Raw genomic sequence first — 26,292 nt, forward strand, 5'->3', positions numbered from 1 at the left:
TCTCAGTCGAGTGCGACAGTCTCTCGTCCGCGCGCTCCCAGGAATCTTATCTGTTCTCTATAGCCAAAGGAGTACGCGTACTGCACCGCCTCCTCGTTATAGCGCGCACAGTCCTCGGGCTTATGCGCGTCCGAAGTTGTGATGATCGGCAGGTCATACGCCCTTGCCATGTGCATAAAATCGGGATATGGTGAAAACTCCTCGATGGGATAGCGGTAGTATGTCCCCGTATTGAGGTCAACAATCATATTGGCAGCCTTCATCACTTTCGCCGCGCGTTCCAGATACGGTGTCACGTCAAAGTCAGGAATGTGACGATAGAGCCGAATGTTGAACGGATGACCAAGGGCATCGTAGAGCCCAGCCGCCGCGAGCTTTTCAACCTCCTGCGTGTACCACTCATAGATATCCGTGAGCGGATGATTCTCCCACTCTGCCTTGATCGCTCCGGTATCATACGCCCAGCCGCGCAGGAAATGAACCGAGCCAATCACGTAGTCGAAGGGATAGTCGCGGAGGATCTTCGCCACAGCCGCCTGATCCTTAAAGTTGCAGACCTCGATGCCCGCGAGTACCTTGTGCCTCCTCCTGAGTTTTTCGATGAACGCAAAATACTCATCGAGTGTGTACTTAAACTTGTTTGACTTCAGCCATTTTCGCTGAAAACTCCCCACAAAGGTGTCGTCAAGGATGAGATCATCGTAGTAAAGCTGCTCGAACTCAGGAAATGTGTGGGAGTGCTCGGAGAAGCCGATCTCATAGACGCCGCGCTCTGCAGCCGCGCGAAAAAACCCCTCCGCATAGGCTTCATCATAGGAGCCATACTCCAGGTGCATATGATAGTCAAATCGCATGGCACACCTCAGTCAAACTCGCCCGCAAGGATGCGCTCGCAGACCGCCATCACGCCATTTTCGCGGTTGCCCGGTGCGCGGTAGCGTGCACGCTCTTTTATCTCCGGGATGGCATTGTCCATCGCAAAGCTGTGTGTGACGGCCCCCATAAGCTCCAGGTCATTTCCATAGTCGCCGAATGCAGCGCACTCATCCGGCGTCACCCCGAGCCGCTGTTGGATCTGCTGTGCGGCGGAGCCCTTGTTCACACCAAGGTTGTAGAGATCGACCCACTCCGTACTCGAGAGCGACACCTGCAGACGATCACGGAACGCCTGCATTGCAGGGAGGATCGTTGTCTCTGCATGTCCGCTGAAGTCACAGAACGACATCTTGATCGGTACATCATCCACGGCAGCAAAATCGCCCACTACAGCCGCCTGTGAAACGTATTTCGAAAGTTCAGCACGAAATGCCGGCGCATCGTCAGCACTGTGCAGATACCCCTGCCGCTTACCGCAGAATACAGACTGCACACCGGAAAGACGCTCGCCCATCCGCATGACCTCAAGCGCAAGACTCCGCTCCACGGGGCTCGAAAAGAGTTCCCTGCCGCCCTCCATCACCATCGTTCCATTCTCTGCCACGAAGATCATCTCGTCACGCCATGGTGCAAACGTATGCACGAGTGATGCATACTGCCGCCCCGATGCAGGCGCAAAGCGAATCCCGCGCTCCTTCAGCCGCGCGTACATCGCGCCGAACTCTGCGGGCAAGTTTCCATTCTCATCCAGGAGTGTTCCATCCATATCCGAAAAGATCAGCCGTATCATCCCGTCACCTCTCTTCCCTATCCCTCTGTATACAATGTTATCATTATAACAAAGAATCGATTCGGTGCAAAGAAAAACCTTCCTCAAACGAGGCCATATTCTGCCTGCGTCTCATACCCCAGCAGTATCATCGTGAGTTCTGGATTCATCACGGCGCCGCCAAGTTCCACATGTCCAATGCCCATGCTGTCGAGCGATGCTTTCACACTGCCGAGCAGGTCAGAGCGAACGACACTCCCACTGTCATATTGAATGACATCACTTGATCCGTATAACACAAAAAGCAAAAACGCCTCTAAGATAAAATAATCTGAGAGGCGTTGTAAGATAAAATTATACAATTTTATAGTATTTCAGCTGCCGATAGAGCGAATAGATCGCAGCGGGGAAACCGAGCACCGCACCGGTGATGGTACAGGCGTGCCCCGATCCGAAGAAGTCATCCGCCCACTGTCCGAGATAGATAAAGATGCCGAGAAAGACGACGAAGTAAACACCCACCCCGGAGAGAAGCCCGACCGCTTTCAGCGCATCAAGGGCGCCGGAGGACGGCGGAGATTTCTTTTCTTCCATCACGCATCCACTCCTCATATCACTTCGTCATGCGCTGTGAAAGGCATCGGGAGGCTCAGGAAAGCGTCCTGCATGATACAGAATCGCCTCGATAATGCGGCGAGCCGCCTCGCCATCGCCATAGGGGTTCACCGCCTCTGCCATATGTGTATAGGCAGTCGGCTCAGTGAGAAGGCGCATGGTCTCACTATAGACGCGCTGCTCATCCGTTCCAATGAGGCGCACCGTACCTGCCGCGACAGCCTCGGGACGCTCTGTCGTATCACGCAGGACGAGGACGGGTTTGCCGAGGGAGGGTGCCTCCTCCTGGATGCCGCCCGAATCCGTGAGGACGATATCGACACGTGCCATGAGATTCGCAAATGGTTCATAGTCGAGCGGGTCGATGAGGTGGACGCGCTCCAGGCCCCCGAGTTCCTCGCGTACAATTTCACGCACCTTCGGGTTACGGTGCACCGGGAAGATGACCTCCACAGCCTCCATCTGCTCTATCACGTCGCGGATCGCACGGTAGACATGGCGCATCGGTTCGCCGAGATTCTCCCGGCGATGGGTCGTGACGAGAAGGACACGGTGATTCCTAAAATCGACCTGCGACAGTTCCTCCGGCAGCACGTAGTCTTCCCGAACGGTATGGTGCAGGGCATCGATAACGGTGTTGCCCGTGACAAAGATACGCCCATCCGGGACACCCTCCGCGCGCAGATTCTCATATGAACTTGATGTTGGGGCAAAGTGCAGGGTCGCTATCCCTCCCGTCAGGCGTCGATTCATCTCCTCTGGAAATGGTGAGTAGATATCGTGTGTCCGAAGCCCAGCCTCGACATGTCCGACAGGAATCTGATGATAGTACGCGGCCAACGCTCCCGCGAAGGTCGTCGTCGTATCGCCGTGAACGAGCACGAGATCCGGGCGTTCCTGCAAAAAGACCTCGTTGATGCCATGCATGGCTCGTGAGGTAATGTCGAAAAGAGTCTGTCCCTCAGCCATTATGTTGAGATCATAGTCGGGGACAATCCGAAAGAGATGCAGTACCTGATCGAGCATTTCGCGGTGCTGTGCCGTGACGAGTGTCCTCGTTTCGATTGCATCTGTATGACGCATGAGTTCCATGACAACAGGTGCCATCTTGATCGCCTCGGGACGTGTGCCAAAGATCGACATGACTTTGATTTTGCCAGTCATTCTGCCTGTACTCCTCTCTGGGGTAGGGGTTTATTTCTGCTGCGACACATCCATCTGAAGAATGCCCAGCTTGCGCGCACCGATGAATACTGCTGCAGCAACAATCGCAATGATCAGGAGTGCCGCCTGCATGCTGACTGCCGTAAGGGCAAGCGCACAAAGTCCAAAAAGGCCACTGACGACGTACATAAGAAGTACCGCCTGTTTCTGCGTGAACCCATGCGCAAGCAGGCGATGGTGCAGATGTCCCTTGTCCGGTTTGAAGATCGGACGATGATTGCGTGCACGGCGCACAATGGCAAAGGTCGTATCGAGAATCGGGAGGCCGAGCGCAAGGATCGGAACAATGAGTGCAATGGTCGCAGCACTCTTAACCGCCCCGACCACAGATATACCTGCAAGCATAAAGCCGAGGAACATACTCCCCGTGTCCCCCATAAAAATACGTGCGGGGTTGAAGTTGTAGTAGAGAAAACCGATTGCAGAGCCCGCAAGCGCCGCGGTCACCATGGCGACGAAGGGAATCCCCTCCTCCATAGCAACCAAAAAAATCGTAACAGCCGCGATAGAGGACACGCCCGCCGCAAGGCCATCAAGCCCGTCAATGAGGTTGACGGTATTCGTCAGCCCAACGATCCAGAAAATCGTGGCGGGAATCGCAAAAAGCTCGAGATAGATGAAGTCACCCAGTGGATCGGTGATGAAGTCAATACGCACATCAAAACCAACAACGAGCACCACCGCCGCAAAAATCTGTCCGAGCAGCTTGATCTTTGCCGGCAAATCGCAGTAGTCGTCGATGATACCAAGCGCAACAATGATACTGCCGCCGATGGCCAGGCCGATGAGGCTCATCATGAATTCCGGCGTCAGCTCGATAAAGGAAAGCTGCACGAGAATTGACACCATGAACGCAGCATATATACCGATGCCGCCAATGCGCGGGATCGGTCGTGCGTGCACCTTGCGTGCGTCCGGCTTGTCGAGGGCCCCCGTACGGCGTGCAAAGGCAATAACGCCGGGGGTCAGTACGAGCGCCATGCCAAGTGCGATCATAAATGCTAATACATTATCAGGCATGAAATATTGTTCTCCTTCGAGGCTTGATCTGCGAAATGCACTTCTGACCATCTTACCGCAGGAGCGGAACGCTGTCAATCAGGCATTTTGCTTCGCTAAAAAACGTTGGGCCAAGATCACGGCGACAAAATCATCGACAGGCACGGGCGGCACGAGCATGCCGCGCGGGACGAGACGCCGCCACCCACGCGGAGGATTGGCCGTCCAATAGGCCTCCTTTGCCGCATCCGTCGTACGGTACTCATCCACGAGCAATACAGAGCATCCCAACATCTCTACACGTTCCTTTGCCGCAGCACTCGTCGTACCATTGCCCATGATAACGGTCGGCTCATGTTCTGCCGCAAGCGCTCCAATCATATCTGCAAGCTGCCCAGTCGGCACAACGCGCTGTATCAGCACCGCTCCGTCCGGCGCAAGCAGAGCCACACCGCATTTCTCGCGTCCGGGATCGACGGCGAGAACAGGAACACTCTCCACATTACATCCCATGTTCACTCTCGACCTTAAACTTCAGACGCAGAGGCCCCATTGCATCCGTATCTCCATCAGCATAGGCAGAGATAATAACGGCACCTGTGTATGCTCTAAGCTCCTGCACGAGACCATAGAACTCAGCACCATCAATAACACCGACCGTACCGCGGATCGGATCAGGGAGAATGCCCTTCGCCGATGCCGCTGCATTGACCTCCCGCAGGAAGGTCATCACGGCCTGCTCTGCCGCATCGTTAACACCATCAGCACGGTAGACACGCGCCAAGATAAGCTCCCCGTCATAGTAAATCACGCGATTCGGATAGAGTTCGATTGAGGCACGGATCTCATCTCCACGAACGAGATTGCCCGCAGCAACAATCCGCACGATCATATCTACAGAGCTTTTCTCGATCGCATAAACGGCCGCATCGTACTCGGGGCCGTAGATCCAGATATCCTGATCTGTATGATTTTCACCGAGGCGCGCAGAGATGTTGCGCGTACCAAGCTGTGCAATGCCAGCTAGGCCGCGTTCAATCTCATCGTGACTGAGCCCGCTTGGAATGGTGCCGCTCGAGATAATCTCTCCTGCCTGATAGATGATGTTCCCCTCACGCAGGTTGAGAATGTTATCGCGCAATTCATTCGCACGAATACCGAGGGCATCAATATCTGCCAGGAGTACCGCATTTTCGCTGGAGAGGCGCCCATTGAGTGAAATTAGTCCTTCCTTTTCCATCATGAGCGCACGATTGCCGGCAGAGAGGCGGTCAGACTCGGCACGCAGATCTTCCTGCTCTCCCTCGAGGCGTGAAATTTCCTCCTCCGACTTTTTGAGATCGGCACTTGCCTTCTCCTGCGCCGTCTGTGCACGGCTGAGTTCACTGGACGTAAAATCCAGCGCAGCACGTGTATCTGCGATCATGTCATTGAGGCGCTCCATCCCAAAAAGAGCCGTACGAACATTCTCCGAAACCGCTGCCATGATGCCAAATGTCACCGTTGTAATGCAAATGCCGGTAAAGATTGTAACGACCACTGCTGTATGACGCGGCCGCAGGCCAAAGATGGAAAGTTTCTTCTTGCCGATGCGTGTACCGAGGCGATCTCCAATAAAGGCGATGACGCCGCCGACCACGGCCAGGACGAGAATAAGTGTAATGCCGTACATAAAGCGCCGTCACCCCTTTCTATGTCCAAAGTATATCATGTGGCAGCTACTGTGAGGCGCGCCGCAGGAGGTAGGCTCCCGCGATCATGCCGACAATATTCGGCAGCCAAACTGCAAACATTGCGGGCAGCACTTCGCCGCGTGCAAAGGCATTCCCCATCGTCATCAGGGCATAATAAAAGAAGATAATGATGACACTCATCGCAAACCCTGCCGACGAGGAATTACGCGTTGGCTGCAGTCCAAGCGGAACGCCGATCAGAGTAAAGATCAAGCTCGCCATGGGGATGGAGACACGCTGATAGAGTTCCGTCTCTAGTTTGCTCGTATTGACATACTGCGTCTGCATCAATGCAATTTGCTCACGCAGCTCGCTCATCGTCATTTCCTCAGGCTTCTTTTGTTCACGGATGATCTGGCGTGGATCCTTCTGCACAGGCAGCACCTGAGTCTCAAAACGCATGCGGCGCTCGAGATGCTCCTCTGCAATCTCATAGAGATCCCCCTTATGCATGATCCACTCAGATCCGGTCCATTCGGCGTACTCCGCATTTTCGACATGCGTTACCTTGCCGTTGGCATCGAACACCTGCAGGCTGACCCCCGTCAGCCGCTGCTGCTCCGCATCGTAGGAACGCGCATAGACGAGGCGCTGGATCTTCCCGTCTGTAATCTCCTTGATGATGAGATGTTCCTGCGACTTCATGCCGGAGTTACCCTCAATCTCATAGTAGATGACGTTACGGTAGGCCGTATTTGCACGCGGTACAACATACTCATTGAAGAGGATCGCACCGATGCTCACGACGAAGCCAAGGAGAATCGCAGGCGCCGCAATCCGACTAAATCCGATACCGCACGACTTCATCGCTGTAATTTCACTGGCGGAGGAGAGACGACCAAACGTCAAAAGACTCGCGAGCAGCATGGACATGGGAAATGTCCACATGACGACACCGGGCAGACTAAATACAAAGATCTTGATGATGGACGGCAGTGATGCACCGTAGTCCGTAATGTACTGCGCAATACGAAAGAGCGTGCCCGAACCGATGAATACGGCTGAGAACGCACAAATTGCAAAGAGAAAGGACAAAAAGACCTCTCGGAAGATGTATTTATCAAGGATTCGGATCTCCAGCCGCATAGAACACTCCTCTGATCATATCTGTCATGGGTATTATCCGTTTTATTTTATCATTTTCATACGACGTTGACAAGGATACAAAAAAGGAGCCCCACACGGGGCTCCCCTGTATTGCTCTGCTGAGATTAGCCGAGAACGACGAGCGATTCACGAACCTTGACGGACTGGCCTGCCGAGCAGTTGATCGCCTTGACCGTGCCATCGACCGGAGCTGCGATCTCATTCTGCATCTTCATAGCCTCGAGGATGAGAAGCGTGTCGCCGGCCTTAACAGCCTGACCGACCGAGACCTTGACCTCGATGATCTTGCCAGGCATCGGAGCATCCACAGCTGTCTCGCCTGCAGCTGCCGTAACAGCAGGTGCCGCAGGAGCAGCCGGTGCAGCCTTAGGAGCAGCAGCCGGTGCCGGTGCAGCAGCCGGAGCAGCAGCACGCGGAGCAGCCGGAGCAGCAGCGCCGCCTGCGCGTACCTCCTCGACCTCAACGTCGTATGCGGTACCATTGACAGTGATGTTGAACTTCTTCATGTGTTATTCCTCCAACATTTATAATCCCAGAGAACATCCCAGACTACACTGCGTCCAAGACTCCTGGTGACAGGACTCCTGCGTGTGCAGGGTTTCCTCAAATATTGCTGCGGTTGGCAATCGTCCAAACCTCAGCCGGCTTTATGCGCACAGCGACGACCTTCGTACCCATCGCCGACTGAACAGCAGCGGTGATGGCAGCGACGATCTCCGGCGCCACAGTGTGTGCAGCCATGGTAGTACCCCCAGCTCCTTAGAGAGGAATGTTCCCGTGCTTCTTCGAGGGATTCTCCTCACGCTTGCTCGCAAGTGCATTGAGAGCCGTGATGATGTAGGGGCGCGTCTCGCTCGGCGTGATAACCATATCGATGTAGCCGCGCTCTGCCGCCTTGTAGGGGGTTGCGAACTCCTCGATATACTCTGCCGTACGTGCATCCTTGTCTGGATCCTTGCGGAAGATGATATTTGCTGCGCCCGCAGGTCCCATAACAGCGATTTCGGACGTCGGCCATGCCATGACCTGATCTGCACCGAGCTCGCGGTTGCACATTGCGATGTAGGATCCGCCATATGCCTTACGCGTGATGACAGTAACCTTCGGCACAGTCGCTTCGCTGTATGCATAAAGCATCTTTGCGCCGTGACGGATAATGCCGTTGTACTCCTGGTCGACACCCGGCAGGAAGCCCGGGACGTCAACAAGGTTGACGAGCGGAATGTTGAACGCATCGCAGAAGCGGATGAAACGTGCCGACTTGTTGGACGCATCGACATCGAGGCAGCCTGCCATGACGTTCGGTTCATTTGCAATGATACCAACGGAACGACCATCAAAGCGTGCGAAGCAGCAGATGATGTTCGTCGCAAAGTGCTCGTGCACCTCATAGAACTCACCGTTGTCAACGAGAGCGCGGATAACATCCTTCATGTCATATGGTGCGTTCGGGTTGTCGGGGATGAGCGTGTTGAGGCTCTCGTCCTGACGATCCGGATCATCACCCGTATCGACGAGCGGGGTTTCCTCCATGTTGTTGCTCGGGAGGAAGGAAAGGAGGTAGCGAATCTGCTCAATGCAGTCCTCATCGTTCTCCGCTGCGAAATGTGCAACACCGGAACGGCTGTTGTGCGTCATTGCGCCGCCGAGCTCCTCAGCCGTGACTTCCTCAGCCGTAACGGACTTGATAACTGCAGGGCCAGTAATGAACATCTGGCTTGTGTTCTTTACCATGTAGATGAAGTCTGTGAGAGCTGGGCTGTAAACAGCACCGCCCGCGCAGGGTCCCATGATAACAGAGATCTGCGGGATAACGCCCGAGGACTTCGTGTTGCGGTAGAAGATGCCGCCGTAGCCCGAGAGAGCATCGACCGCCTCCTGGATACGCGCACCGCCCGAATCGTTGATGCCGATGCAGGGCGCGCCCATCTTCATCGCAAGATCCATGACCTTCCAGATCTTGTGTGCATGCTTCTCACCGAGCGAGCCGCCCTCAACCGTAAAGTCCTGTGCGAACGCATAGACAAGACGACCGTTAACCGTGCCGTAGCCCGTTACAACACCCTCGCCCGGGAGCTCTTTCTTCTCCTGGCCGAAGTTGGTGCAGCGATGGCGAACGAACATATCAAGCTCGACAAAGCTGTCCTCATCGAAAAGCAGATTCAGACGCTCACGAGACGTAAGCTTGCCCTTTGCGTGCTGCTTCTCGATGGCCTTCTCGCCGCCGCCGAGCATGAGATGCTCTTTCTTCTTGAGCATCAGCTCAATTTTTTCCTGAACTGTGGACATCGTATCCCTCCTGTATATCTGCCAAATCCCGAAAGCACTGCTTCACGCAGTGCTCCCAGGAAAGGTATCTTCTTCAGCGGTCGCTTTTCAGCGATCCTCGTGCTCGCAGATCTCGAGGAGAACGCCCTTCGTCGCTTTCGGATGAAGGAACGCGATCTTCGCGCCGCCTGCACCGATACGCGGCTTCTCGTCGATCATGCGAACGCCCTTTGCCATGAGGTCGGCAATCGCGTTCTCAATGTTGTCAACGCGCAGAGCGACGTGCTGGATGCCCTCGCCGTTCTTCTCAATGTACTTCGTGATGGGGCTGTCCGGCGCCGTGCCGATGAGCAGCTCGATCTCGCTGCCGTTCGGCGTCGGATGGAATGTCGTCGTAACCTTCTGCTCAGCAACCGTCTCCTGGTTCGTGCAGGCAATGCCGATAACGTCCGACCAGAAATTCTTTCCGTCTTCGAGATCCTTTACGGCAACGCCGATGTGATCTACTCCCAGAACCTTGAACATTGGTACATCCTCCTAGTGAATCGAGGTGTGCCTGGTGCGAGCAGTCTCCACTGAAGAGTCCACCGCCGTCAGCACTTCCTCACGCCAACATTTCGGCCATGAGCTCGCCCACAATCGTGTATGGATCGTTCTCATGTGCCTTGATTTTCGCCACATAGTCATCGAGTCGCCCCGTATCGACAATGCGGCTTTCGATGCGGCGCCGAACTCCTGCATGCAGGATATCCAGCATCTCATCGCGGGTGCGGCGCGTACGCCGCTCTGCAAGAACGCCGTTGCCTTCAATGTGTGCACGGTGTTCTTCCAGTGTGTCGACCAGCTCCTCAATCCCTTCGCTGCGATTTGCAACGACCTTACGGATTGGTGCGCGCCAGTCAGACTTATGGTCATCCAGATCCAGCATCATATTGATTTCACGGACGAGTTTATCCGCGCCCTCAAGGTCGGACTTATTGATGGCGAACACATCGCCGATCTCAAGAATTCCTGCCTTGATGGCCTGGATATCGTCGCCCATGCCTGGTATGAGCACAACCATCGTAGTGTCCGCCGCCCGCACGATATCCACCTCGGACTGCCCGACACCGACGGTCTCGACAAAGATGATATCCTTGCCGAATGCATCCATGACCTTTACCGCGTCAGCCGTCTTGTGCGAGAGGCCGCCAAGGCTGCCGCGCGTACCCATGCTGCGGATAAAGACGCCCTCATCGAGCGTCAGGTCGTTCATTCGGATGCGGTCACCCAAAATGGCGCCGCCGGAAAAGGGGCTCGTAGGGTCGACGGCGATGATACCAACAGTTTTCCCGCGCTTGCGGTATTCCTTGGCAATCTTATCCGTCATGGTGCTTTTGCCCGCACCTGGAGGGCCGGTAATACCGAGAACATAGGCATGTCCCGTATGCGGATAGAGCGCTTTCATAATGCCCGTCGCCGTTTCGCGTTCGTTCTCGATCGCCGTGATGGCGCGCGAGAGTGCGAGGCGGTTTCCGTTCAGCACTTCGGCTGCAATATCCATAGGCCCACCTCCTTCACGCAGTGATTTCACGGAAAACAGTGAGAGATGGAGGCAGAACATACGCCTGCCATCCATCTGCCCGTTTACAAGACGCTGTTATGCCTTGGCGTTTGCCTTGATGAAATCAACAATCGCGCTGGTCGGTGTGCCAGGTGTAAAGACCTCGGCAACGCCTGCCTGCTTGAGAGCGGGGATGTCGCCCTCGGGAATAACTCCGCCGCCGATGATGAGCACGTCGTTCATGCCCTTCTCGCGGACGAGATTCACAACCGTCGGGAAGAGATGCGGATGTGCACCAGAGAGGATGCTCATTGCAACAACATTAACGTCCTCCTGGAGAGCCGCCTCAGCAATCTCCTCCGGGGTCTGACGAAGTCCCGTGTAAACTACCTCAAAGCCTGCATCACGCAGTGCGCGCGCAACGACCTTGGCGCCGCGATCATGACCATCCAGACCCGGTTTTGCAACAAGCACTCTGATTTTATCTGCCATTTTTATATTCCTCCTGAGGGGGACGGAGCGCCGCCCTGCGGCGCTGTCCCACATTATCTACCAAACAACCGCTTCTTACAGGTTGACGTGTGCCTCGTACTCACCGAAGACTTCACGCATAACGCCGCAGATTTCGCCGAGCGTCGCATAGGTCTTGACTGCTGCAAGAATGTGCGGCATGAGGTTTTCGTTCTCATCCGAGCAAGCATTCTTGAGGTCAGCCAGAGCCGCCTGAACAGCTGCGTTGTCGCGCTTCGCCTTCATCGCCTCGACCTTTGCCTTCTGCTTCTCGCCGACGGAAGCATCCACGCGGAGGAGGTTCTTCGGAGCCTCTTCCTCCACCTGGAACTTGTTGACACCGACGATGACGCGTGCACCGGACTCAACATCCATCTGCCACTTGTAAGCGCTGTCCTGGATCTCCTTCTGGATGTAGCCCTTCTCGATCGCCGCAACAGCGCCGCCGAGATCATCAATCTTCTTGATGTACTCCCAAGCCTCTGCCTCGATGCGGTTCGTCATCGCCTCGACATAGTAGGAGCCTGCGAGCGGGTCAATCACATCGGCAAGACCGCTCTCATGCGCAACGATCTGCTGCGTACGGAGTGCGACCATAACCGAATCCTCCGTCGGAAGCGCAAGCGCCTCGTCGCGGGAGTTCGTGTGCAGCGACTGCGTGCCGCCCATGACTGCTGCTGCAGTCTGAAGCGCAACGCGGACGATGTTGTTGTTCGGCTGCTGTGCTGTGAGCATAGAGCCGGCTGTCTGCGTGTGAACGCGGAGCATCTGGGACTTGGACTTCTCTGCCTTGAAGCGTTCCTTCATGACCTTTGCCCAGATGCGGCGGGATGCGCGGAACTTCGCAACCTCCTCGAGAACGTTGTTGTGTGCGTTCCAGAAGAAGGAGAGACGTCCTGCGAAATCGTCGACGTTGAGGCCAGCCTTGATCGCAGCCTCGACGTAGGCGATACCGTCTGCAATGGTGAATGCGATTTCCTGCGATGCCGTGGAACCAGCCTCGCGGATGTGGTAGCCCGAGATGGAAATCGTGTTCCAATTCGGGACGTTCTTGGAGCAATATTCAAAAATGTTCGTGATAAGGCGCATGGACGGACGCGGCGGGAAGATGTACGTGCCGCGTGCTGCATACTCCTTCAGAATGTCGTTCTGGATCGTGCCCTTCAGCTTGTCTGCCGAAACGCCCTGCTTCTCTGCTACAGCGATGTACATCGCAAGCAGGACAGAAGCCGGAGCGTTGATCGTCATGGACGTCGAAACCTTGCCGAGGTCGATCTGATCGAAGAGGATTTCCATATCGGCGAGGGAGTCAATCGCAACGCCAACCTTACCGACTTCGCCCTCAGAGATGGCGTCCGTCGAATCGTAGCCGATCTGCGTCGGGAGGTCAAATGCGCACGAAAGGCCCGTTGCGCCGCTCTCGATGAGGTAGCGATAGCGCTTGTTGGACTCCTCCGCTGTGGAGAAACCTGCGTACATACGCATCGTCCAGAAACGCCCGCGGTACATCGTCGGCTGAACGCCTCGGGTGTAGGGGTAGACACCGGGGAAGCCGATGTCCTCTGCGTAGTCCGTTTCCTTGATGTCGAGCGGGGTGTAGAGGCCCTGCTCAGGAATGCTCTTACGCATAGGGAACTTTGCTGCTGCCTTCTCTACGGTGGCGTTGTACTTATCAAGCCCCGCCTGGATCTTTTCATTGCTCATGAAAGTATTCTCCTTTACCTTAACAGTTCTTCTTGGGTTCTTTGACCCTAAAGGGCTTTTATGCCCTTTTTATCTGTGTTATTTCTGCATCGACCCCGTCGCCACAAAGCGCTGATGGAAGGAAAGCGCCTCGTCCAAAAGGTGCGGTGTCTGTGCGCCCTTCGTTGCCTCGAGTGCACGGTTGTAGTAATCGAGCAGAAGCGGACGATAGTCCGGATGTGCGCAGTTGTTGATGATCTCGAGCGCACGCTCACGCGGGCACTTGCCGCGCAGATCCGCGACGCCCTGCTCCGTGATGATGACATCGACGTCATGGCAGCCATGGTCAATGTGCGAGCAGAACGGAACGACCGAGGAGATCTTGCCGCCCTTTGCCTCGGAAGTCGTGAAGAAGATGGTGATGTAGGCATTGCGTGCGAAGTCGCCGCTGCCGCCGATACCGTTCATCATCTTCGTTCCCATGACATGGGTGGAGTTGACGTTGCCGTAGATGTCAACCTCGATTGCCGTGTTCATCGCGATGACGCCAAGACGGCGGACAACCTCAGGGTTGTTCGAGATCTCCTGCGGACGGAGCATCATGATCTTCTTGTACTTATCGATGTCCTTGTAGAAGCGCTGGAGTCCTTCCGGAGAGGGCGAGAACGCCGTACCGGACGCAGCCTTGAGCTTGCCTGCATCAGCAAGGTCGAACATGCCATCCTGGATGACCTCGGTGTAGACCTCGAGATCCGTGAAGTCGGAGTTGACGAAGCCAGCGATGACCGCGTTTGCGACGTTGCCAACACCAGACTGCAGTGGGAGAAGGCCCTTCGGCATACGGCCTTCTGCGATCTCCTTCTTGAGGAACTCAACCGTTAACTCACCCATCTTCTTCGATGCATCATCGAGCGGTGCGAGCGGACGCGTCTTGTCCGTGATGTCGCAGGGGACGACATACTTGATCTTCTCCAGCGGGCACGGGATGAAGTGCGTACCGATACGGTCACCAGCCTTCGTGATGGGGATCGGCAAACGATTCGGCGGATCGAGAGGGATGTAGATGTCGTGCATACCGACGAGTTCCATCGGCTGGCTCGTGTTTACCTCGACGATGACCACATCTGCACTCTGGATGAAGGACGGTGTGTTGCCGACCGACGTCGAGGGAATGATGCCCTCATCCGTGATCGCGACGGCCTCAACGAGTGCGACATCAATCTTGCCGAGGAATCCCTCGCGCGACTGCTGTGCGACCTGCGAAAGGTGCATATCGAGGTAGCTGACCTTTCCGGAGTTGATCGCATTGCGCAGCGGCGTGTTTGTCTGATAGGGGAGACGCTGCTTGAGGCCGTCCGCTTCAACCAACGCGCCATCCAGCTCAGGCCCCGTCGAAGCGCCAGTCCAAAGGCTTACTTTGAACGGGTTCTTCTTCATGCGCTCGGCAATGGCCTGAGGCACTGCCTTCGGATAGCCGGACGGCGTGAAGCCGCTGGCACCGATGACCATGCCGTCAGAGAAATACTCTGCCGCCACTTCCGCGCTCACAATCTTGTCCGCTAGGGACTTGGGTACGCGATCGGAAATATCGATCATAGAAAAACCTCCCTCTGCTACGCCGGACAGCAAACGCCGCCGTCGTCCACTGATACTCTTCTGACATCTGCATAAACGATCGCGATTCGTTCGAACGTCATTTTTTTATACACCGATTATTCACGGCAGGAATGTTCTTGATAACCGCAAGTTATCGTATATGCCTACGTCAATTATATCTTCCCATAGGATATCACGAAAAAAAAATGTCGTCAAGATTACATTGACGGCATTTTCTGTGATTTGTGAAAAAAAGGGCAAGTAAGTTTTAACTCAATGAATTTTTGTCTGAAAAATCACCGTTTCCTGCATCTACATGATTCAAATAATACGAGAGAGAGCTGAGTCCGACAGACAAATCCTCGCTGACAAATGGGATGTGCGGAGGCACTTGCAGCTTCACAGGCGCGAAGTTCCAAATGGCGCGGATCCCAGCTGCAACGAGCAGGTCAGCAACGGCCTGTGCATGTTCGGCAGGCACGGCGATCACACCGATCTGCACACCCCGCTCTGCAATGATCTCAGCGAGGTATGCAATATCCTCGACACGTCTCTGTCCGACGCGCGTGCCGACGACAACCGGATTGGAATCAAAGATTGCAACGAGCCGAAATCCGAGGCGTGCAATTCCCTGGTAGTTGGCAATGGCAACCCCCAGATGCCCCATTCCGACAATGGCAATGTTCCAATGATGATCGAGACCAAGAATGCTGCCTATGCTCTCCTTAAGCTCAGCAACATAGTAGCCCACACCTTTTTTCCCAAATTGTCCGAAAAACGCCAGATCCTTCCGAATCTGTTCCGGGTTGATCGCAAGTCGGCGCCCAAGATCCTCCGAGGAGGTAATCTCCACACCTTCATCTGTGAGCTGGTGCAAGCAGCGGTAGTAGCGCGGCAGTCGATCAACCGTGGCCTTCGATATCGATAGATGTTCCTGCATAATCAGCTTTCCTTCATCTCCCCCGCGGCCGTATGCACTGCCGCCGTCATGGCAGCAAGCATCCAAAGCAGCATGGAGGACGGTATATTAAAGAGCAGATGGTCCGTGATGCCATTGAGCGCAACGGAGATAAGCGCAAGGCCAAGGCCAAGCGAGAGGCCCTCAGTGAAACGGCGCCTGCGCCAGCGCTCGAGACCCGCACGCACATCAGCGAGCGTCTTCCACGCACTCTCATGTGCGGCAAGCTCCGCCTCCCACAACGGAGTTTTACGCGGTGTGCGAAAGGCAAGTGTGAGCGAGCCGAAAAAGAACCAGAGAAACGAGAGCGCTCCCGGTACACCGATCTCGGCGGCATAGTTCAGATACATATTGTGTGCGTGGACAATCTGTACAGGTGCTCCCTGCAAGTAGAAGTCATACTCAGGATAAACCATGAAATACACCCCCCAGCCAATGCCGAGAAAGGGATGATCCAGGATCATTGCAATCGTGCTCTCCCAAAACGCAAGCCGCATCTCCGAGGATGTATCCACACGCGTAAAGACGGAAAGCAGACGATCGGCAAGCACAGGATCGAAGAGGAGCGCCCCCGCGCCGATGACGACAATACCCGCGAGAACACGCCAGTCCCGCAGCACACCATAGCCCGCAAGCACGACAGCGATGACAAGGCATGCACCGCGTGCATACGTCATGCCCAGACAAGCAAGAGCACCAACGAGTATCAGGATCGCAAGGATGCGCCAACCGCGCGGCAGAGCCGCCATCAGCCCCACTGCAAGGCAGGCGACGATGTCCAGATAACCCGCCAGGATATTTGGATTCTCCCACGTCGAAAAGACCCGCTTTGAAAGCTCGGGGAAAGCCTCTCCGTCCACCCATTTCATTGCAGAGATATCGATGCCGAAGATGAACTGATAAAAGCCATAGAGGATGACAATCACAGCCGATGCAGCCATCGCCAGCACGATGCGCTGGAGCTCACGCGCTGTACGGAGTGTCTGCCCGACAAGCAAATAGGTGAGCGCATAGATCGGCACGAGATGGTAGAAGTTATAGAAACTGAACGACTTGTCCGGAGCAGCAGCAACGGAAAGCAGTCCAATGACGACAAAAAGAAGTGCCGGTGCATCGTAGGGCAGACGGCGCAAATGAAAGCTTGGATCAATCCGCAGGCGCAGAAGGAGGGCCGCTCCTCCCACGAGCAGTACCGCCATTGCCGCAAGCGGCGCAAGGGGGATCAAAAAGGCCTCAGCGATAACAGCATACGTCATTACACGCGCCATTCGCCCACCCCAGCGACGGCGCCGCCGTGCGCGCCTCCGTTCCTGAAAATTCTCTCCCAAACGCTTACCTCCCCTCTGTGAGAAGCGCACGTATGCCCCCTACTAGATAGAGGGAGCCGGCGACGACAAGGAGTGCGCCGCGCGCGTCCGCACGGCGGAGAGCCTCAGCAAGCCCCTGCCTCCGGTCGGCGCAGGCGAGGGTATCAAGTCCCATTGCCGCAGAGACAGCACCGACCACATCGGCTGCCGCCGCACGGTCGGAGTCCGGACGGACTGTGACAACCTGGTCACCGGGGCGCAAAAGCAGCGCAAGCATGGTATCTATATCCTTGTCCTTCAGGATACCGAGCAGAAAAACACGCGGCAGGTTTGGAAAATATGCGTCGAGCGCCGCACGCAGTGCCTTCATGCCAGCAGGATTGTGTGCCCCATCGATGATGATGTGCCTGTCACCCTGAGGCAGGAGCTCAAATCGCGCAGGATGGCGTACACTGCGCAGTCCGGCACGCAGTGCTGCCTCCGTAAAGCGCACATCTTCCCGGCTCATAATCTGCGCTGCCATAATAACGAGTGCGGCGTTCTCCGCCTGATATCCCCCCGCCAAAGCAAGTTCAAACGGCTCGGGCTCACGACAGATGATAGAGTGAAACGCGACACACTGTCCCCCCTCCTTTGGAAAGAAGAGCTGTGCAGAGAAATCCTCGCCGCAGACGAAGATGTCTGCGCCAAGTTCCTCAGCGCGTTGATCGATAATTTGGAGTGCCTCTCCTGTCGCCGCCGTGATGACAGGCACTCCCTCCTTGATGATCCCAGCCTTATGTTCGGCGATCCCTGCAAGCGTCCCTCCACATCGATCAGCGTGATCCATTGCCACATTTGTGATGATCGTGAGCGAAGGCTCAATCACATTCGTCGAGTCAAGGAGGCCGCCAAGCCCTGTCTCGATGACAGCAATCTCCACCTTCTCCTGTGCAAAATAAAGAAAGGCAAGTGCCGTCAGCGCCTCAAACTGTGTCGGGTGCTCATGTCCATCGGTGACCATTGCATCCGCAGCCGCTCGTACGCGCGTGAGCAGGGCGGCAAATATTTCCTCAGAAATATCGTGTCCGTCGACGCTCATGCGCTCTGTGTAGGAGATGAGATGCGGAGAGAGATAGCGCCCTGCACGGATGCCCGCCGCACGGCAGACCGCATCCATCATCTGCGTGACCGATCCTTTTCCGTTCGTCCCCGCGATGTGGATCGTCTGACAGCTGCGCTCGGGGTGTCCGAGGCGCGCACAGAGTTCCTCCATACGCGCAAGTCCCAAACGAATGCCAAAGGTATTCAGTTCATCAAGATAAATCAGAGACTCCTGATAGTCCATCCAGATACCTCAGAGCTTTGCGAGATCGGAGAGACGCGTGCGAATGAGGGCGGCCTTCTCCTCATAGCCCGCCAGTTTCTCACGCTCCGCTTCCACAACAGCGGCAGGAGCCTTCGAGGTAAAGCCCTCGTTCGAGAGTTTTCCTGTGAGTCGTTTGATCTCCTTATCGAGATTATCACGCTCTTTCGTCAGACGTGCTGTCTCCTTCTCCACATCGATCAGGCCTGCGAGCGGCAGGTAGACCGCTGCACCTGCGAGTGCGCCGGTCACAACGTTCTCCGGATCGGGCGCGTCCGCTGTAAGGAAAGAGACCTCGGATGCAGAGGCAAGCGCATGGAAGTAGCCCTCATATGCTGCAAACGTATCCGCAAGTGCGGTATCACGTACGCGCAGAATAAGCGCACTCTTTTTTCCTGGTGGTGTGCCAAGCTCGGCACGCAGGTTGCGCGTCACCTTGATGACCTCCATGATTGCGGTCATCGCCGTCTCCGCCTTCGTATCGATATCATGTTCATCGACCTCGGGCCACGGTGCACGCATAATGCTCTCACCTGCATGCGGCAGCTTCTGCCATATCTCTTCCGTAAGGAAGGGCATAAAGGGATGCAGGAGACGCATCGTGCGCTCGAGTACGGTACGCAGAACATAGAGCGCCGTATTCTTGGCGCGCACATTCTCCGTGTCGTAGAGACGAGCCTTTGTCAGCTCGATGTACCAGTCACAGAACTCGCTCCAGAGGAACTCATAGATGGCACGTCCCGCCTCGCCGAGCTCGTAGTTCTCAAGATTCGCAGTAACCGCACGAACCGTTTCTGCGGAGCGTGTCAAAATCCAACGGTCGGCAAGAGTATAGTCACTCTCCTCCGGCACGAAGGAATCGTCAGAGCCCTCGAGATTCATCAGCATATAGCGTGAGGCATTCCAGATCTTGTTCGCAAAATTACGCGCCGCCTCTACGCGCTCCCAATAGAAGCGCATATCATTGCCCGGCGTATTGCCCGTGATGAGCATGAAGCGCAGCGTATCCGCACCGTACTTCTCGATAACCTCCACGGGGTCAATGCCGTTGCCGAGCGACTTCGACATCTTGCGGCCCTCGCTGTCACGCACAAGCCCATGGATGAACACATCGCGGAACGGCACGTCGCCGCCGAAGCGAAGCCCCATCATGACCATGCGCGCGACCCAGAAGAAGATGATATCGTAGCCCGTGACGAGCGTCGACGTCGGATAGAAATGCCGCAGATCCACCGTCTGCTCCGGCCACCCCATCGTCTCGAACGGCCAGAGCGCGGAGCTGAACCACGTATCAAGTACGTCCTCATCCTGATGGATGTGTCTGCTGCCGCAGTGCATACAAACAGTAATATCCTCACGCGAAACAGAGGTCTCGCCGCAGTCCGCGCAGTGCCACGCGGGAATGCGGTGCCCCCACCAGAGCTGACGCGAGATGCACCAGTCGCGGATGCTGTCGAGCCAGTTTTCATAGATTTTCGTAAAGCGCTCAGGGACGAAGCGGATGCGCCCGTCCTTCACCGCTTGAGTCGCAGGTTTTGCCAAGTCCTCCATGCGGACGAACCACTGCTTCGAGACAAGCGGCTCGATCGTCGTCTTGCAGCGCGAGCAGTGACCGACGGCATGCTCGTGCTTCTCCGTGCGCACGAGCGCTCCGATCTCCTCAAGCTCCTTCACGAGTGCCTTGCGGCAGGCATAACGGTCAAGTCCCGCGTATTTCCCTGCACCCTCACCCATCGTGCCGTCTGCATTGATGACGACAACCTGCTCAAGATTGTGGCGCTGCCCCATCTCGAAGTCGTTCGGATCGTGCGCCGGCGTCACCTTGACCGCGCCCGTGCCGAATGCGGGATCAACGTACGCATCCGCAAAGAGTGGAATGCGGCGTTTCACCACGGGCAGGATCAGCGTCTTGCCCACGAGATCTTTATAGCGCTCATCATCGGGATGCACCGCCACTCCCGTATCACCGAACATCGTCTCGGGGCGCGTCGTCGCAATCTCAACGTAGTCGTCCGTTCCCTCGATTGGGTAGCGGAGATGCCAGAGGTTTCCCTCCTCCGTCTCGTGATCGACCTCGATGTCCGAGATCGCTGTCGTGCAGTGCGGACACCAATTTGTGATGCGCGTTCCCTGATAGATCAGCCCCTGCTCATAGAGGCTGACAAAGACCTCACGCACGGCACGGCTGCAGCCCTCGTCCATCGTAAAGCGCTCGCGCTCCCAATCGCAGGACGCACCGAGCGTCCGCAGCTGATACATGATGCGGTCGCCATACTGCTGCTTCCAGTCCCAGACGCGTGCGAGGAACTTCTCTCGCCCAAGCTCGAAGCGGTTCGTGCCCTCCGCGCGCAGGCTCTCCTCCACCTTTGCCTGCGTCGCAATGCCTGCATGGTCGCAGCCCGGCACCCAGACGACATTTTTCCCGCGCATACGCTGATAACGCACGAGAATATCCTGCAGCGTATTGTCGAGCGCGTGACCCATGTGGAGCTGGCCCGTCACATTCGGCGGCGGAATGACCACACTGTACGGCGTACGGCTCTCATCCGCCTCATCATGAAAAAGCTTATTCTCTTCCCAATACGCGTACCATTTGCGTTCAAAGCTGGCGGGGTCATATGTCTTTGGAATATTTGCACCGGATTCCTGACTCATCAATCTTGTTCCTCCCGAAAGAAATGCCCCCGTCCCGAGGGGACGAGGGCGTCCGCACATCGTCAATACTATTGTATGAATTGCAACGCTAAGATTAGCATAAAACAATATTTTTTGCAAGAATTGCCATCATATACGCGAGGCTCATCGCCGAAAACTCTCCGTATACTGCCATACAATGTCGAGGAAGCCGCGCGCAAGTCTATCGTCGAACACCTCACAGTAATCTTCGTTTCGCTCGTGGATGTGATATTTATACCGTGCAAAGGAGACGGTCCCGTCCTCGCGCGTAGCGTCCTCTGTCTCCAGATGGAACGCGTGACGCTCGGTGCGCACACAGATCTTGTACGTCTGTCCCGGATAGATGGAGTTGCTGACGGTATATGTCCGCCGCGTACCGCCGAATGCCTCCGGCAGATTCCCGTCCAAATACGGCGCATCGATCGGATACCCCGCGAGTTTTCCGAGAATCTTGTAGATATCGACGCTGCTCGCCAGCTCATCGACGCACCCCAACGCGGGCACGCCTGCGCCGCGCACCATCAGTGCTGCACCCGTCTGTTCCTCGCTGAGAAGGTAGGGACTGCGTGCGTGCACCGATGCGCCGTGATCGGAATAGAGGAGGACGATATACTCGTCATCCTCATAGTGCGATGTGAGATAGTCAAAGAGATACCCGAGCTGCCGATCCATCGCCTGTATTTCTGCATGGTTGACATACTGGCTAAGTACATTCGGTTTCAGAAATACCGAAGCCCCCGCATCTTGTTCCTGCAGGACATCTTCAAGACACAGATGTGTCTGTGCTTTCACAGGAGATGGAATATCAAAATTGTTGGGATGCGTATCCGCAAAGTGGAGAAGAACAAAATTATCACACGCATCGAATGCCTCAATATGTCTGATCAGGCGCTCCACTCCGTCTGCTGCCCGCATGACCCAAGGGTTGACAATCAATCGGTCATACCCACGAGAGATGCCATTATAGACGGCGTCACTGCATCCCATTAGATTGACGCAGTAGTAGCCAAGCCGTTTCATCTGCTCTGACAACGTCACATAAGACGAAGAGAGTACAAACGGTGCACCAGGCTCTGCGATCTGCGTATGATGCTGGTATAGCCCCGTTTCAATTGATGCAAGTGATGGATACGTATATTCTGAGCCAGAAAAATGGTGATTAAAAATAACGCCTTTTTGAAAAAACTTCATCAAATTCGGCACAAGACTGTAGCGGCCTCGCCGTACCTCTTGCCATGAGAGTCCATCTGCAAGCAGGTTCAGCACAATTTTCCTGCGCCGTGGGCTATGGCGAAGAACAACGGGAGATCCCACAGCAAATAATTCCTTGGATTGAACACATGTTGGTCGTTCGATGCGATAGAAGGCAAACTCTCCTCTGGCCAATACCATAGAGCGGGCATTCCCTGCCTCTTTGAAACAAACTGTCTGTCGTTCATTTTTCACTGCAATCGGGACGAGGACAGGGGCTCCCTCCTGCGGCGCAAGCAGAACCTCGGTATGCTCCTTCGCCTTCATAAGATCAAAGGTAACGTCACCGTATATACTCTTCCCATATTCCTCCATTGCCGCATTCATAATCGACAAAAGCCTGCTTCTGACATGCATCTGACCATAGGGATTGTAGATTCCCGTCCAGTAACACGGCAAATCCTCGGAAAATCGGAGCATCTCCTCAGCAAGAGGAACGATAAAATCAGAGCGAATCGCACCGTCAGCAAGGGTGGCACGATGTACAAACGGCGCATAGCGCATATCCGAATCGGCCGCAGTAATCGCACGGAGACATGCCGCAAGCAGCACAGGATCATGCGGCAGAGACAGCTTCGTACGTTCTGCTGAAAGAATCTGGTACTTGACCGCCTGCACGATCTCTCCCGCTGCATGGTAAATACGCGAAAGAAGCCCACAGACGCGTGCGCTCATCTTTCGCTTTTCGTAGGCCGCCGCTCCATAGCGGAGGGCGCTCTGTAGGTCTGCATAGAAAAGCGCCGCCTCCGCATGAAAGATCTCGTAGATCTCTCCATGCGGACACAGCGCATAGTAGTCCTCAGCCGTGCGCTGCGCCGCCGCGCCAAAATCCTGTACGGCGATGGCATTCTCGATGTCCTGTGCTAGTGTATGTGCCCGTGCATCATCACACGTACGCCGATACCGTTTCGCCGCAGCGGCAATATCCGACATATCCGCAAATAGGAGGCTCTGCAGCAGGGCAAAGGCTCCTTCCGCCCCATCTAGAAGAAAGCGGCGTGCTGCCTTGTCAAAGAGGACACTGTACGCGTCTGTCACAGGGAAGAGCAGGACGGGGAGCACATCGTAGGCGGGCAGCGCGGACGCATCATACGATGCCGTATAACAGGCGATATTTCGCTCATAGTTCTCCCGCAGGGTCTCCTCATTCGGCGCATAGCAAAGCGCATGCAGTGCATCATAAAGTGCCGCATCGCTGCTCTCGTTATACGCCGCCATCAGCTCGCGCACACCCTCGATATACTTCTCTGCCATTGTCCCGTCCCCCTCTCCCATAGCAGCATTAATCTGCCTAGAACAGTCCCGTGATGACACCGTCCTCCGTGATGTCCATCGCCATCGCCGCCGGCACTTTCGGCAGTCCCGGCATCGTGAGGACGCTGCCCGTGAGTGCAACGACGAAGCCTGCGCCGCAGGAGGCACGCAGCTCACGCACGGTGATGCGGAACCCCGAGGGGCGTCCGAGGAGTGCAGGATTGTCCGAGAGGGAATACTGCGTCTTTGCCATGCAGACGGGTGTCCCCGTCATGCCGAGTGCCTCCATCTCCGCCATCTGCCTCCGCGCCTCGGGAGTAAAGTCAACACTGTCCGCACCGTAGATCTCTCTAGCTATGGCTGCAATCTTTTCCTCAATGGAAGCCTTCTCATCATAGATGGGATGGAAGTCCGCTGTTTTCCCAAGCGCCTCTTCCACCGCATCCGCGAGTGCAAGACCTCCCGCACCGCCCCTTGCCCAGACCTCGGAGCGCACCGCAGGAGCACCGAGGCGTGCGCAGAGCTCTGTCAGGAGCGAGAGCTCCTCCTCTGTGTCCGTCGGAAATACATTGACGGCAACAACGGCGGGCAAACCGAATTTGCCGATGTTCTCAATATGTTTTTCGAGATTCGCCGCGCCCTTCCTGAGTGCGTCGAGGTTCTCTGCACCGAGCGCGTCCTTGGTGACGCCCCCGTTCATCTTGAGCGCACGCACAGTAGCGACGATGACGACGGCATCGGGCGAAAGTCCTGCAAGACGGCATTTGATATCAAAGAATTTCTCCGCGCCGAGATCAGCGCCAAAGCCCGCCTCTGTCACAACATAGTCCGCACATTTCAGCGCGTATTTCGTCGCCATGACGCTGCTGCACCCGTGCGCGATGTTCGCAAAGGGGCCGCCGTGGATGAATGCGGGTGTTCCCTCTATGGTCTGCACGAGATTTGGCTTGACCGCGTCCTTAAAGAGCAGTGTGAGTGCCCCCGTTGCGCCGAGCTCCTCCGCATGTACGGGACGCCCTGCGCGCGTATAGCCGATGAGAATACGTCCAAGGCGGCGCTTCATGTCGGCAAGACCGTCTGCAAGGCAGAGGATTGCCATCATCTCCGAGGCAACCGTGATGTCAAAGCCCGACTCGCGCGGCACACCGTGCACACGTCCGCCAAGCCCCGTAACAACATGGCGAAGCGCTCTGTCGTTGATGTCGAGCACGCGCTTCCACACGATGCGGTTCACGTCGAGATCGAGTACGTTCCCTTGAAAAATATGGTTGTCGATGAGTGCAGCAAGAAGGTTATGTGCTGTTGTGATGGCGTGGAAATCTCCTGTAAAATGGAGATTGATGTCCTCCATCGGCACGACCTGCGCATAGCCGCCCCCCGCCGCGCCGCCCTTCATGCCAAAACATGGGCCAAGCGATGGCTCACGGAGGGCAACGACAGTCTTCTTGCCCTGTTTGTGGAGAGCATCAGCAAGCCCGACGCTTGTCGTTGTTTTGCCCTCACCCGCCGGCGTCGGGTTGATGGCCGTGACGAGGATGAGTTTGCCCTGCTTTTCACCCGCATCCGCAAGAGCCTCAGGGGTGAGCTTTGCCTTATACCTGCCGTACGGCTCAATATGCTCCTCTGCAATGCCAAGCTGCTCTGCAATCTCTGCGATGGGGCGCAGATGTGCCGCGCGTGCGATTTCTACATCGGATTTCATCATCATCGCCCTCCTCGCTCCTCAGTCTGTACCTTTGCCGCCTGCACGACATTCTCCATCAACATGGCAACCGTCAGGAGACCCACGCCGCCCGGCACGGGTGTAATCGCGCCTGCAACCTTCGAGACGGCATCAAAGTCCACATCGCCAACAAGCTGCTTCGGCGCGATGCGGTTGATGCCGACATCAATGACCGTCACTCCCGGCTTTACCATATCCGCCGTAACAAAGCGCGGTCGTCCGACTGCCGCAACGAGGATATCCGCCGTACGCACAATCTCGGCAAGATTTTTCGTGCGCGAATGGCAGAGAGTGACCGTCGCATGGCGCTCCAGGAGGAGATGCGCCATTGGCTTTCCAACGATATTGCTGCGCCCGATGATGACAGCATTCGCGCCCTCGATGGTGATATCTGCGTACTCGAGCATACGAACGCAGCCCGCAGGCGTGCAGGGGCGCAGCCCCGGCACGCCGATAAAGAGATGCCCGACGTTCACGGGATGGAAGCCGTCTACATCCTTGCGGGGATCAATGCGGCTCAGAACTTCCTCCTCACGCGCTGCGAGTGCAGCGGGCAGCGGCAGCTGCACAAGGATCCCATGCACCTCCTCGTCTGCATTCAGCTCATCAATACAGGCGAGCAGCTCTGCGCACGTCGTCTCCTCCGGCAGAGCAATATGATCGGATAAAATACCGAGTTCCTCACACGTTTTCTGCTTGTTGCGGACGTAGACCTCAGACGCAGGGTCATTTCCCACGATAATGACGGCAAGTCGCGGATGAACGCCGCACGTACGCAGCGCACGTACGCCCTGTGCTGCGTTTTCCTTCATGCGCGCAGCAAATTCTTTCCCATTCAGTATGCGTGCCATATGC

24 protein-coding genes are annotated in these 26,292 nt (G+C 56.0%); all 24 read right to left on the reverse strand.

Going from position 1 to position 26,292, the window contains the following annotated elements; all coding sequences use genetic code 11:
- Nucleotides 1–2: 2 nt before the first annotated feature.
- A complete protein-coding gene (locus tag HMPREF1992_RS03985) occupies nucleotides 3–854 on the reverse strand; it encodes a histidinol-phosphatase (RefSeq protein ID WP_021684557.1) in 852 nt (283 codons plus the stop codon).
- 8 nt (nucleotides 855–862) lie between these two features.
- Nucleotides 863–1,666 (reverse strand): HAD family hydrolase, encoded by an 804-nt coding sequence (locus HMPREF1992_RS03990; protein WP_037358521.1) that lies wholly within the window; start codon nucleotides 1,664–1,666, stop codon nucleotides 863–865.
- Nucleotides 1,667–1,749: 83 nt separating this feature from the next.
- Nucleotides 1,750–1,953, reverse strand: coding sequence for a hypothetical protein (locus HMPREF1992_RS03995; protein WP_037358522.1), 204 nt, complete (start codon nucleotides 1,951–1,953; stop codon nucleotides 1,750–1,752).
- Nucleotides 1,954–1,999: 46 nt separating this feature from the next.
- Nucleotides 2,000–2,239: an AtpZ/AtpI family protein gene (locus HMPREF1992_RS04000; protein ID WP_021684560.1), complete on the reverse strand. Its 240-nt coding sequence runs from the start codon at nucleotides 2,237–2,239 to the stop codon at nucleotides 2,000–2,002.
- 27 nt (nucleotides 2,240–2,266) lie between these two features.
- A complete protein-coding gene (wecB, locus tag HMPREF1992_RS04005) occupies nucleotides 2,267–3,424 on the reverse strand; it encodes a non-hydrolyzing UDP-N-acetylglucosamine 2-epimerase (protein ID WP_021684561.1) in 1,158 nt (385 codons plus the stop codon).
- 30 nt (nucleotides 3,425–3,454) lie between these two features.
- Nucleotides 3,455–4,504, reverse strand: a complete 1,050-nt coding sequence (locus HMPREF1992_RS04010) for a glycosyltransferase family 4 protein (protein ID WP_021684562.1) — start codon at nucleotides 4,502–4,504, stop codon at nucleotides 3,455–3,457.
- A 78-nt stretch (nucleotides 4,505–4,582) separates the two neighbouring features.
- On the reverse strand, nucleotides 4,583–4,996 hold the full coding sequence (locus tag HMPREF1992_RS04015) for a hypothetical protein (protein ID WP_021684563.1): 414 nt from the start codon (nucleotides 4,994–4,996) through the stop codon (nucleotides 4,583–4,585).
- Complete coding sequence (locus HMPREF1992_RS04020) at nucleotides 4,986–6,155, reverse strand: DUF3084 domain-containing protein (RefSeq protein ID WP_021684564.1); 1,170 nt, start codon at nucleotides 6,153–6,155, stop codon at nucleotides 4,986–4,988. The genes HMPREF1992_RS04015 and HMPREF1992_RS04020 overlap by 11 nt, the downstream gene beginning before the upstream one ends.
- Nucleotides 6,156–6,201: 46 nt before the next feature.
- Nucleotides 6,202–7,302 carry an LptF/LptG family permease gene (locus HMPREF1992_RS04025; RefSeq protein WP_021684565.1) on the reverse strand — a complete coding sequence of 367 codons (1,101 nt, stop codon included), beginning with the start codon at nucleotides 7,300–7,302 and terminating at the stop codon, nucleotides 6,202–6,204.
- A 125-nt stretch (nucleotides 7,303–7,427) separates the two neighbouring features.
- Nucleotides 7,428–7,829 (reverse strand): biotin/lipoyl-containing protein, encoded by a 402-nt coding sequence (locus HMPREF1992_RS04030; RefSeq protein ID WP_021684567.1) that lies wholly within the window; start codon nucleotides 7,827–7,829, stop codon nucleotides 7,428–7,430.
- A 97-nt stretch (nucleotides 7,830–7,926) separates the two neighbouring features.
- Nucleotides 7,927–8,064, reverse strand: a complete 138-nt coding sequence (locus HMPREF1992_RS11615; protein ID WP_021684568.1) for a hypothetical protein — start codon at nucleotides 8,062–8,064, stop codon at nucleotides 7,927–7,929.
- Nucleotides 8,065–8,082: 18 nt separating this feature from the next.
- Complete coding sequence (locus HMPREF1992_RS04040) at nucleotides 8,083–9,612, reverse strand: acyl-CoA carboxylase subunit beta (protein ID WP_021684569.1); 1,530 nt, start codon at nucleotides 9,610–9,612, stop codon at nucleotides 8,083–8,085.
- A gap of 87 nt (nucleotides 9,613–9,699) precedes the next feature.
- Nucleotides 9,700–10,116, reverse strand: a complete 417-nt coding sequence (gene mce, locus HMPREF1992_RS04045) for a methylmalonyl-CoA epimerase (RefSeq protein WP_021684570.1) — start codon at nucleotides 10,114–10,116, stop codon at nucleotides 9,700–9,702.
- Nucleotides 10,117–10,195: 79 nt separating this feature from the next.
- Complete coding sequence (gene meaB / locus HMPREF1992_RS04050) at nucleotides 10,196–11,134, reverse strand: methylmalonyl Co-A mutase-associated GTPase MeaB (protein WP_037358523.1); 939 nt, start codon at nucleotides 11,132–11,134, stop codon at nucleotides 10,196–10,198.
- A 96-nt stretch (nucleotides 11,135–11,230) separates the two neighbouring features.
- The gene (locus tag HMPREF1992_RS04055; RefSeq protein WP_037358524.1) at nucleotides 11,231–11,626 is read right to left on the reverse strand and encodes a cobalamin B12-binding domain-containing protein; all 396 of its coding nucleotides are present in this window, start codon (nucleotides 11,624–11,626) and stop codon (nucleotides 11,231–11,233) included.
- Between the two features lie 75 nt (nucleotides 11,627–11,701).
- On the reverse strand, nucleotides 11,702–13,348 hold the full coding sequence (locus HMPREF1992_RS04060; RefSeq protein WP_021684573.1) for a methylmalonyl-CoA mutase: 1,647 nt from the start codon (nucleotides 13,346–13,348) through the stop codon (nucleotides 11,702–11,704).
- A gap of 78 nt (nucleotides 13,349–13,426) precedes the next feature.
- Nucleotides 13,427–14,923 (reverse strand): acetyl-CoA hydrolase/transferase family protein, encoded by a 1,497-nt coding sequence (locus tag HMPREF1992_RS04065; protein ID WP_021684574.1) that lies wholly within the window; start codon nucleotides 14,921–14,923, stop codon nucleotides 13,427–13,429.
- A gap of 268 nt (nucleotides 14,924–15,191) precedes the next feature.
- Nucleotides 15,192–15,863 (reverse strand): redox-sensing transcriptional repressor Rex, encoded by a 672-nt coding sequence (locus tag HMPREF1992_RS04070; RefSeq protein WP_021684575.1) that lies wholly within the window; start codon nucleotides 15,861–15,863, stop codon nucleotides 15,192–15,194.
- A gap of 2 nt (nucleotides 15,864–15,865) precedes the next feature.
- Nucleotides 15,866–17,149: an O-antigen ligase gene (locus HMPREF1992_RS04075; protein WP_021684576.1), complete on the reverse strand. Its 1,284-nt coding sequence runs from the start codon at nucleotides 17,147–17,149 to the stop codon at nucleotides 15,866–15,868.
- A gap of 64 nt (nucleotides 17,150–17,213) precedes the next feature.
- Entirely contained in the window at nucleotides 17,214–18,515 is a 1,302-nt protein-coding gene (locus HMPREF1992_RS04080; RefSeq protein WP_021684577.1) for a folylpolyglutamate synthase/dihydrofolate synthase family protein, read from the reverse strand.
- Nucleotides 18,516–18,524: 9 nt separating this feature from the next.
- Nucleotides 18,525–21,188, reverse strand: coding sequence for a valine--tRNA ligase (locus tag HMPREF1992_RS04085; RefSeq protein ID WP_021684578.1), 2,664 nt, complete (start codon nucleotides 21,186–21,188; stop codon nucleotides 18,525–18,527).
- A gap of 144 nt (nucleotides 21,189–21,332) precedes the next feature.
- Complete coding sequence (locus tag HMPREF1992_RS04090; RefSeq protein WP_051290485.1) at nucleotides 21,333–23,714, reverse strand: sulfatase-like hydrolase/transferase; 2,382 nt, start codon at nucleotides 23,712–23,714, stop codon at nucleotides 21,333–21,335.
- Nucleotides 23,715–23,751: 37 nt separating this feature from the next.
- A complete protein-coding gene (locus HMPREF1992_RS04095; protein ID WP_037358634.1) occupies nucleotides 23,752–25,416 on the reverse strand; it encodes a formate--tetrahydrofolate ligase in 1,665 nt (554 codons plus the stop codon).
- A 2-nt stretch (nucleotides 25,417–25,418) separates the two neighbouring features.
- Complete coding sequence (folD, locus tag HMPREF1992_RS04100; RefSeq protein ID WP_021684581.1) at nucleotides 25,419–26,288, reverse strand: bifunctional methylenetetrahydrofolate dehydrogenase/methenyltetrahydrofolate cyclohydrolase FolD; 870 nt, start codon at nucleotides 26,286–26,288, stop codon at nucleotides 25,419–25,421.
- Between the last annotated feature and the right edge of the window lie 4 nt (nucleotides 26,289–26,292).

Source organism: Selenomonas sp. oral taxon 892 str. F0426 (assembly GCF_000468035.1).
Taxonomy (GTDB): Bacteria; Bacillota; Negativicutes; order Selenomonadales; family Selenomonadaceae; genus Centipeda.

Coding starts and splice junctions, on each gene's coding strand:
- HMPREF1992_RS03985 (WP_021684557.1), bottom strand. CDS start 854: ATGCGATTTGACTATCATATGCACCTGGAGTATGGCTCCTATGATGAA.
- HMPREF1992_RS03990 (WP_037358521.1), bottom strand. CDS start 1,666: ATGATACGGCTGATCTTTTCGGATATGGATGGAACACTCCTGGATGAG.
- HMPREF1992_RS04000 (WP_021684560.1), bottom strand. CDS start 2,239: ATGGAAGAAAAGAAATCTCCGCCGTCCTCCGGCGCCCTTGATGCGCTG.
- wecB (WP_021684561.1), bottom strand. CDS start 3,424: ATGACTGGCAAAATCAAAGTCATGTCGATCTTTGGCACACGTCCCGAG.
- HMPREF1992_RS04010 (WP_021684562.1), bottom strand. CDS start 4,504: ATGCCTGATAATGTATTAGCATTTATGATCGCACTTGGCATGGCGCTC.
- HMPREF1992_RS04015 (WP_021684563.1), bottom strand. CDS start 4,996: ATGGGATGTAATGTGGAGAGTGTTCCTGTTCTCGCCGTCGATCCCGGA.
- HMPREF1992_RS04020 (WP_021684564.1), bottom strand. CDS start 6,155: ATGTACGGCATTACACTTATTCTCGTCCTGGCCGTGGTCGGCGGCGTC.
- HMPREF1992_RS04025 (WP_021684565.1), bottom strand. CDS start 7,302: ATGCGGCTGGAGATCCGAATCCTTGATAAATACATCTTCCGAGAGGTC.
- HMPREF1992_RS04030 (WP_021684567.1), bottom strand. CDS start 7,829: ATGAAGAAGTTCAACATCACTGTCAATGGTACCGCATACGACGTTGAG.
- HMPREF1992_RS11615 (WP_021684568.1), bottom strand. CDS start 8,064: ATGGCTGCACACACTGTGGCGCCGGAGATCGTCGCTGCCATCACCGCT.
- HMPREF1992_RS04040 (WP_021684569.1), bottom strand. CDS start 9,612: ATGTCCACAGTTCAGGAAAAAATTGAGCTGATGCTCAAGAAGAAAGAG.
- mce (WP_021684570.1), bottom strand. CDS start 10,116: ATGTTCAAGGTTCTGGGAGTAGATCACATCGGCGTTGCCGTAAAGGAT.
- meaB (WP_037358523.1), bottom strand. CDS start 11,134: ATGGATATTGCAGCCGAAGTGCTGAACGGAAACCGCCTCGCACTCTCG.
- HMPREF1992_RS04055 (WP_037358524.1), bottom strand. CDS start 11,626: ATGGCAGATAAAATCAGAGTGCTTGTTGCAAAACCGGGTCTGGATGGT.
- HMPREF1992_RS04060 (WP_021684573.1), bottom strand. CDS start 13,348: ATGAGCAATGAAAAGATCCAGGCGGGGCTTGATAAGTACAACGCCACC.
- HMPREF1992_RS04065 (WP_021684574.1), bottom strand. CDS start 14,923: ATGATCGATATTTCCGATCGCGTACCCAAGTCCCTAGCGGACAAGATT.
- HMPREF1992_RS04070 (WP_021684575.1), bottom strand. CDS start 15,863: ATGCAGGAACATCTATCGATATCGAAGGCCACGGTTGATCGACTGCCG.
- HMPREF1992_RS04075 (WP_021684576.1), bottom strand. CDS start 17,149: ATGGCGCGTGTAATGACGTATGCTGTTATCGCTGAGGCCTTTTTGATC.
- HMPREF1992_RS04080 (WP_021684577.1), bottom strand. CDS start 18,515: ATGGACTATCAGGAGTCTCTGATTTATCTTGATGAACTGAATACCTTT.
- HMPREF1992_RS04085 (WP_021684578.1), bottom strand. CDS start 21,188: ATGAGTCAGGAATCCGGTGCAAATATTCCAAAGACATATGACCCCGCC.
- HMPREF1992_RS04090 (WP_051290485.1), bottom strand. CDS start 23,714: ATGGCAGAGAAGTATATCGAGGGTGTGCGCGAGCTGATGGCGGCGTAT.
- HMPREF1992_RS04095 (WP_037358634.1), bottom strand. CDS start 25,416: ATGAAATCCGATGTAGAAATCGCACGCGCGGCACATCTGCGCCCCATC.
- folD (WP_021684581.1), bottom strand. CDS start 26,288: ATGGCACGCATACTGAATGGGAAAGAATTTGCTGCGCGCATGAAGGAA.